Annotated in this window: 6 protein-coding genes; 2 read left to right on the forward strand and 4 right to left on the reverse strand. The window is 66.0% G+C overall.

Translation table 11 applies throughout. The features are described from left to right. Nucleotides 1–162 precede the first annotated feature (162 nt). The 3 genes from JHD07_RS29935 to JHD07_RS29945 form a co-directional block, all read right to left on the reverse strand. On the reverse strand, nt 163–579 hold the full coding sequence (locus tag JHD07_RS29935; protein WP_291628703.1) for a hypothetical protein: 417 nt from the start codon (nt 577–579) through the stop codon (nt 163–165). 89 nt (nt 580–668) lie between these two features. Continuing rightward, entirely contained in the window at nt 669–953 is a 285-nt protein-coding gene (locus JHD07_RS29940; RefSeq protein ID WP_291628705.1) for a type II toxin-antitoxin system HicB family antitoxin, read from the reverse strand. An 8-nt stretch (nt 954–961) separates the two neighbouring features. Next, entirely contained in the window at nt 962–3547 is a 2586-nt protein-coding gene (locus JHD07_RS29945) for an ATP-dependent helicase (protein ID WP_291628706.1), read from the reverse strand. Between the two features lie 237 nt (nt 3548–3784). Between JHD07_RS29945 and JHD07_RS29950 the strand changes: the two genes are divergently transcribed. Then, the gene (locus JHD07_RS29950) at nt 3785–3958 is read left to right on the forward strand and encodes a DUF1328 domain-containing protein (protein ID WP_291628708.1); all 174 of its coding nucleotides are present in this window, start codon (nt 3785–3787) and stop codon (nt 3956–3958) included. 3 nt (nt 3959–3961) lie between these two features. Here JHD07_RS29950 and JHD07_RS29955 read toward each other — a convergent pair whose 3' ends face one another. Beyond that, on the reverse strand, nt 3962–4468 hold the full coding sequence (locus JHD07_RS29955; RefSeq protein WP_291628710.1) for a thioesterase family protein: 507 nt from the start codon (nt 4466–4468) through the stop codon (nt 3962–3964). 85 nt (nt 4469–4553) lie between these two features. Here JHD07_RS29955 and JHD07_RS29960 point away from each other — a divergent pair, with 85 nt between their 5' ends. Beyond that, nucleotides 4554–5978: an FAD-linked oxidase C-terminal domain-containing protein gene (locus JHD07_RS29960; protein WP_291628712.1), complete on the forward strand. Its 1425-nt coding sequence runs from the start codon at nt 4554–4556 to the stop codon at nt 5976–5978. Nucleotides 5979–6275: the final 297 nt, after the last annotated feature.

The following is a 6275-nucleotide window of genomic DNA, read 5'->3' on the forward strand; positions in this document are numbered from 1 at the left end:
GCTTCAGGGCGGGAAGATCGACCTCGGCGGCCTGCTCGAAACGGTTCAGCTTGGCGACGATGTCGTCGCGGGTCGGTGCCGGCGTCTGCGCGCGTGCAGTGCCGGCGAACAGCACGAAACCCAGCGCGACCATTCCCGCGATGGTAAGCCCCTTCGCGCGCATCAGCGATACCCCGCATCGTCGATGGCCTTCAGGCAGTTGTTGCTGATGCCCTTGGGTGTTGAGACCAGGCAGGGGACCGACTTGCTGGTCTCCTTGGTCGAGCCGCCGCAGACCTTGACGATCTCGCGCTGGCAGGCGTTCGCCACCGTGATGCGCGCGGCGACACGCTTCTGGATGGCTTCGAACACACCGAAATAGTCGCTCGAGCATTGCGGCGAGAGCACGTCGCGGTTGCGCGACAGGCACTCCTTCAGCCGGTTCGAATCCGGGTTGACGCCGCGGCAATTGGCGACGATCTCCGCGCCGCAACTCGCCGCCAGCTTCCCGATCGAATCGCCAAAGCTCGCGGTTTGTGCCGCCGCAAGCGACGGCATCCCCAATGCGAGCACGATCAATGTGACGGAGCCCCGGACCATGGGTTTATCTGATACGGGGAAGTTCGCGGTGGTCAAGGGGCGTTCGGGGGGAGAACCGTCGAACGCCCGCGGAGTGCGGCGAACAGTCCTCACTCCGAGGCATCTAGGGGCGGCCATTCGATCAGGACAGCCGTGTGTTTCCCGAGATCGTCGGCAAATTCAGGATCGGCCTTGAGCTCGTCCAACGTCCGCGGCGGGGGAAGCTGGCGGCCGTCCGCGCCCAGCTCCTGCGCAAAGAATGCGAGCGCCTCGGGCGCATTCTCCAGCGCCTCGTCGAGATCGTCACCGCCGGAAATGCAACCGGGCAGGTCGGGAAACCACAGGCTGACAGCGTCTGGGTCGGAGTCCTCGATGATGGCGACGTACTGAGCCATATCGGGCCTCACGCCCGCTGCACGAAACTGTCCACGACCTTCTTCTCGCCGGCCTTGTCGAAGGCGATGGTGAGCTTGTTGCCGTCGATCTTGGTGACGCGGCCGTAGCCGAATTTCTGGTGGAAGACGCGGTCGGACAGCGAAAATTCCGAGGTGGTGCCGGTGGATTTGGCGACCAGCTCGCCCTCGATGGTCAGCGGCCCGCGGCGGCGGGAGGAGAAGCTGCCGAAGTCCGGTCCGGAGGACGACGAGGGGAACGTCGCGGCCTCTTCCTCAAAACCGCCGCTTCTGCCGCCGCCATTGCGGTTGCGATTGGCCTGGGCGCGCTGCCAGCCCGGCGTGGTGTAGCTGGAGCCGAACGCTTCCATGTCGTCGAAGCGCGAGGCGCCGTAACCGCCGCTGCCGCCCCAGGCCGAGCCGCCCTTGGACTCCGTGATCTCGACATTGGCCGCCGGCAACTCGTCGAGAAAGCGCGACGGGATCGTGGTCGACCAGGTGCCGTGGATGCGCCGGTTGGTCGCAAAATAGATCTTTGCGCGGCGGCGCGCGCGGGTGAGGCCGACATGGCCGAGCCGGCGCTCTTCCTCGAGGCCGGCACGGCCCTGTTCGTCCAGCGTGCGCTGGCTCGGGAACAGGCCTTCCTCCCAGCCGGGCAGGAACACGTTGTCGAACTCGAGGCCCTTGGCCGAATGCAGCGTCATGAGCGACACGGCGTCGTCCTCGGCGCCGCCCTCGCGGTCCATCACCAGGGAGATGTGCTCCAAAAACCCTTGCAGGTTCTCGAACTCCTCCATCGAGCGCACGAGTTCTTTCAGGTTCTCGAGCCGGCCCGCGGCATCCGCGGAGCGATCCTTCTGCCACATCTCGGTATAGCCGCTCTCGTCGAGCACGATCTGGGCGAGATCGGTGTGCGCGGTGACCTCGCGCTGGGCGCGCCAGCGGTCGAAATGCGCGATGAGATCGCGAAGCGAGCCGCGCGCCTTCGGCTTCAGCTCGTCGGTCTCGACCACGGCGCGCGCCGCCTCGAACAGGGGAATGCGGCGCTTGCGGGCGTGGTCGTGCAGCATCTGCACGGTGGCATCGCCGAGCCCGCGCTTCGGCGTATTGACGATGCGCTCGAAGGCGAGATCGTCGGCCGGCGAGTTGATGACGCGCAAATAGGCCAGCGCGTCGCGGATCTCGGCGCGCTCGTAGAAGCGCGGGCCGCCGATGACGCGATAGGGCAGGCCGAGCGTGACGAAGCGGTCTTCGAACTCGCGCATCTGGTAGGACGCGCGCACAAGGATGGCGATCTCGTTCAGCTTCTCGCCCTGGCGCTGCAGCTGCTCGATTTCCTCCCCGATGCCGCGGGCTTCCTCTTCCGAGTCCCAGGAGCCCGTCACCGTGACCTTCTCGCCGTCGTGGTCCTCGGTGCGCAGCGTCTTGCCGAGCCGGCCTTCGTTATGCGCGATCAGATGCGAGGCGGCGGCGAGGATGTGGCCGGTCGAGCGGTAGTTGCGCTCGAGGCGGATGACCTTGGCGCCCGGGAAATCGTGATCGAAGCGCAGGATGTTGTCGACCTCCGCACCGCGCCAGCCATAGATCGACTGGTCGTCGTCGCCGACGCAGCAGATATTTTTGGTGGGGGCCGCAGCAGCTGCCGCCAGCGCCGCTCGCTCCGTCATTCCGGGATGCGCCGCAGGCGCAGACCCGGAATCTGGAACTGGGGACTCATCTCGGGATTCCGGATTCGGCTCTTCGAGCCGCTCCGGAATGACGATGGGCGCGACGGCCTTCGACGGCGCCTGCGACAGCAGCCTCAGCCACAGATATTGCGCGACGTTGGTGTCCTGGTACTCGTCGACCAGGATGAACTTGAAACGCTGCTGGTACTGCCGCAAGATATCCGGGTGCTCGCGGAAGATGCGGATGTTCTCCAGCAGCAGATCGCCGAAATCGGCCGCGTTCAGGATCTTCAGCCGCTCCTGGTAGCTCGCATAGAGCTTGCCGCCCTTGCCGTTGGCGAACATCGCGGCCTCCCCGGAGGGGACTTGCGAGGGCATCAACCCGCGATTCTTCCAGCCGTCGATCAGGCCCGCCAGCATGCGCGCCGGCCAGCGTTTGTCGTCGATGTTCTCGGCCTGGAGCAATTGCTTGAGCAGTCGGACCTGGTCGTCGACGTCGAGCACGGTGAAGTTCGACTTGAGCTGTGCCAGCTCGGCATGGAAGCGCAGGATGCGGCCGCCGATGGAATGGAAGGTGCCGAGCCACGGCATGCCTTCCACCGCGTGACCCAGCATCTGGCCGAGTCGGTGCTTCATCTCGCGCGCGGCCTTGTTGGTGAAGGTCACCGACAGGATCTCGGCGGGGCGGGCGCGGCCCTGGCTGATGATGTGGGCGATGCGCGTTGTCAGCACGCGCGTCTTGCCGGTGCCGGCCCCGGCCAGCACCAGGACCGGGCCGTCCAGCGTCTCGACCGCCTCGCGCTGCTCCGGATTGAGCCCGGCGAGATATTTCGGGCCCACTGAGGCGCGCGCACGCGCGGCGATGCCGCCGGCGGCTGGCTGGTGGTCGGGTACGCTGGTGATCTTGCTCGGCTCGGTCATGCGAATCATGGGCCCCACGATGGCACCGCGGGGTGACGGAAGGGAGCCTTCTTAACAGGGATTGGTCCCCATATGGGGGCTCCGGGGAGGGTTTTCCACGTGCGCGGCAGGCCGATTTGTTCCCGTCGAAGTGTCGAATTTCGCGGTTCAATGGAGCGGAACAATCGTTCCCGCCTTGAGATTGTCTGGTCAAGTGGCGCGGCCAGCCGCGTCGACTGCAGACACCATCAAGACGAGGGTTCGACCATGCTAGGCTGGGTTGTGACGTTTCTGGTTATCGCACTGATCGCCGGTCTCCTGGGCTTCGGCGGCATTGCCGGCGCTTCGATCGAGATCGCCAAGATCATCTTCTTCATCGCGATCGTTCTGTTCCTGGTCTCGGCCGTGGTCGGCCTCGCCCGCGGGCGCAACAGGATATAGCGCTCAGCGCTTTGAGGGCATCGCCACGCTGCGGCCGATGCCCTCAGGCCGCGACACGGCGCCGTGGGCCTTGGTGATCCCGGCGATACGTTCGCGGATGTCGGGCGGAAACGGTGCGACGCGGCGTGCATTCATGTCCATGTGCAGCGACATGTTCTCGGACGTCGCCGACAGCCAGCCCTCGCTTGCGTGCCGCATCTCCTCGAAGGTGTGCAGCCGCTTGTCATCGGCCTCGAGCAGCCAGACGAAGACCTGCACGGGATCGCCGAGATGGATCTCGCGCAAATAGCGCACGTGGCATTCGGCGGTAAAGGTCGAGCCGCCGCGCTCCTTCATATAGCCTGGCCCGATGCCGATCTCGGCCCAGAGCTGGTCGATCGCCCGGTCGAACATCACGTTGTAATAGGCCATGTTGAGATGGCCGTTATAGTCGATCCATTGCGGCTCGATCTGCATGATCGAGGCGCGGAACGGCGCGGCGTCAGGCTTTGAGGCGGCAGTCTCCGGCATGTTTCCTTCCCAAGCTATGCGTCCGGTCGCTTGACTTGACCGGCTTTATGTCCTTTGCCACGGTTCTTCTGTCGGGAGGAATTCCGTGGGCACCACCATCACCAATAATCCGCCGCGGCCGGAGCCGAAAGCCCTCGCAAGCGCGCTGGAGCAGCTTGCCGCACGCTTCGGCAACCGCCTCATCACCTCGCAGGCCGTTCGCGAGCAGCATGGCCATACCACCACCTGGATTCCCAACCAGCCGCCCGACGGCGTGGTCATGGCGCAGGAGACTGCCGACATCCAGGACGTGGTGCGGATCTGCGCCAAACATCGCGTGCCCGTCATTGCCTTCGGCACCGGCACCTCGCTGGAGGGCCAAGTCAACGCGCCCGCCGGCGGCATCTCGATCGATCTGCGCGACATGAACAAGGTGCTGGCGGTGCACGCCGAGGACCTCGACTGCGTGATCCAGCCCGGCGTCACCCGCAAGGCGCTGAACGAGCATCTGCGTGATCAGGGCCTGTTCTTCCCGATCGATCCCGGCGCCGATGCCTCGCTCGGCGGCATGGCCTCGACCCGCGCCTCCGGCACCAATGCGGTGCGCTACGGCACCATGCGCGACAGCGTGCTGGCGCTGAAAGTGGTGCGCGGCGATGGCGAGATCATCACCACCGGTACGCGCGCGAAGAAATCCTCGGCGGGCTACGACCTGACGCATCTGTTCGTCGGCGCCGAAGGCACGCTCGGCATCATTTCCGAGCTGACCATCCGGCTGCGCGGCATTCCCGAGACGATCGCGGCGGGCGCGGTGTCGTTCGAGACCGTGCACGGGGCCTGCCAGGCCGTGATCCTGGCGATCCAGACCGGCATTCCCGTCGCGCGCATCGAGCTGCTCAACGCCGCGCAGGTCAAGGCCTGCAACGCCTATTCCAAGCTGACGCTGCCGGAGACGCCGCTGCTCTTGATGGAATTCCACGGCAGCGAGATCGAAGTTGCCGAGCAGTCCAAGGCCTTCGGCGAGATCGCGCGGGATTGCGGCGGCGGCGAGTTCTCCTGGACCACCAAGCCGGAGGACCGCACCAAGCTATGGCAGGCGCGGCACGATGCCTATTGGTCCGTCAAGGCGCTGCGGCCCGGCGACAGCATCGGCGTGGTCGCGACCGACGTCTGCGTGCCGATCTCCCGGCTCGCCGATTGCGTCGGCGAGACCGAGGAGGATCTCAAGCGTCTCAATTTGCTATCGCCGATCGTCGGCCATGTCGGCGACGGCAATTTCCACTGCTCGCTGGTCTGCGATACCAACGATGCCGACGAGATGGCGCGCGGCGAGGAGTTCATGCATCGCCTGGTCGAGCGCGCGCAGGCGATGGACGGAACCTGCACCGGCGAGCACGGCATCGGCCAGGGGAAGCAGAAATATCTCGAGGCGGAGCTCGGCCCCGAAGCGCTGGATGCGATGCGGGCGCTGAAGAAAGCGCTCGATCCGCTCAACATCTTCAACCCCGGCAAGATCGTGCCGCAAGCGTAGCGCACAGCGCCGACCGCACGGATCGCCATCGGGGACGATCTCAAGACGGCGCAGATGCTGTTTCGCGCGATCGTCCGGTGCTGTCGCAATAGATACGGCCCGCGCGATGGGCGCGGGCCGGTGCGAATTCATGCCGGATCGGCTCAATACCTGCGGTAGTCGCCACGTGCCGGGCCGCCATAGCCGCCGCCACCGCCGCCTCCGCCGTAGCCGCCGCGGCTCATCCCGATCCCGATCCCGATGCCGACACCCACGGCTGCGGGCGGGGGCGGCGGCGGGGCACGCTCGTAGACGACC

The organism is Bradyrhizobium sp. (genome assembly GCF_016462955.1).
Taxonomy (GTDB): domain Bacteria; phylum Pseudomonadota; class Alphaproteobacteria; order Rhizobiales; family Xanthobacteraceae; genus Bradyrhizobium.